The sequence below is a fragment of the Streptomyces sp. NPDC085524 genome (genome assembly GCF_044541755.1).
In the GTDB taxonomy this organism is placed as follows: domain Bacteria; phylum Actinomycetota; class Actinomycetes; order Streptomycetales; family Streptomycetaceae; genus Streptomyces.
The window spans coordinates 1-1,583 of sequence record NZ_JBITTH010000076.1; the positions used below are offsets into that span (position 1 = coordinate 1).

General features: G+C 70.7%; 1 protein-coding gene. It reads left to right on the forward strand.

Annotated elements, in window-relative coordinates:
- Positions 1 to 105 precede the first annotated feature (105 nt).
- Positions 106 to 1,583, forward strand: a 1,478-nt coding sequence (locus ACIGFK_RS42470; protein ID WP_400056161.1) for an ISL3 family transposase, incomplete at its 3' end; no start/stop codon positions are given.

A 1,583-nucleotide genomic window follows, 5' to 3' on the forward strand; every position in this document is an offset into this window, starting at 1 on the left:
GGCCCTGGCAAGATTTTCGTGAAGCTGGGGTGTGCCACCGTGCGCCGGTGACGCTCCGTCATTCATGGGGGGACTGTCGTCGAGTGTGATGACCTCGTACGGATCGTGTCTCCGCACCTCGATGCGGTGCGGGTGGAGCGGGTGTGGGTGGCGGGCGGCGTGGTCCGTGTCGCGGCCTGCACCCGCGGGGCGACGGTGGCCTGTCCGGATTGCGGCCGCGGTTCCGTGCGGGTGCACAGTCGCTACTGCCGCACCCTGGCCGATGTCGCTGTCGGCGGGCGTCCCGTGGTGATCGAGCTTTCCGTGCGGCGGTTGTTCTGTGACAGCCCGGGCTGTGGCCGGCGGACGTTTGCCGAGCAGGTTGAGGGGCTGACCAGGCGCTACCGGCGCCGGAGCCCGCTGCTGCAGCATCTGGTGGAGATGGCCGGCGTGCTGCTGGCCGGGCGTGGTGGCGCCCGGTTGCTGCGGATCCTGAGGGTGCCGCTGTCGCGGACCAGCGTGCTGTTCCACCTGATGCGCCTGCCGCTTCCGCCGACTGCAACCCCGCGGGTCCTGGGCGTGGACGACTTCGCGTTGTATGCGGATGTCTACGGCACCCTGCTGGTGGATGCCGAGACCCGGTTGCCGATCGAGCTGTGGGAGGGACGCGACGCGGAGCCAGTGGCGGCCTGGCTGCGGACGCACCCCGGTGTCGAGGTCGTCTGTCGGGACGGTTCGCTGGTCTACCGCCAGGGCATCACCGACGGTGCGCCGGAGGCGGTGCAGGTCAGCGACCGCTTTCACCTGTGGCAGGGGTTGTCGAAGCGGGTCGGGGAGATCGCCGCCACCCACCGCGGCTGTCTTCCCGCCGCGGTGCCCGAGCCCGCAGCAGGGCCGTCACCGGCAGAGCCTGCGAGACCCTCTGACGAGGCCGATACGCCGGCTCGGCGCCACGCGAAGCGGCTGTTCGAGGCGGTGCACGCGGTGTCCGGCACCGGCCGGTCCCTCAACGCCATAGCCCGCGAGCTGGGCTTGAACCGGCGCACCGTGAGCAAGTACGCCCGGGCAGCCACCTGGCAGGAATGCGTACGAACCACCCGGCCCCGCCGCCCCACCAGCCTCGACCCCTACCTGGACTACCTGAAACAACGCTGGGAAGAAGGCGAGCACAACGCCACGGTGCTGCACCAGGAACTCCTTGCCAAGGGCTACCGCGGCCACTACCAGCGGATCAAGATGGCCGTCGCCCCGCTGCGCCGAGGCCTGCCGATCGACACGCCTCGCGAACGACCGCCCTCACCCCGCCAAGTCGCCCGTTGGATCACCACCACACCCTCACGACGCAGCCTGCACGCCTCCGAGCAACTCCGCCGGCTGTTCGAGCACTGCCCGGAACTGGACCGCACCCACAATCTGGTCCGCCAGTTCGCCGCCATGCTCGACACCCGCGACGCCGCCCCGCTGCCGGCCTGGCTCGAACACCTCACGCACTCACGCCTCCCGCCCCTGGCCAGCCTGGCCTGCGCCATCCGGGAGGACCAGGGCGCGGTCGTGCAGGGCATCACCACCCCGTTCAGCTCCGGCGTCAACGAAGGCCGCATAGC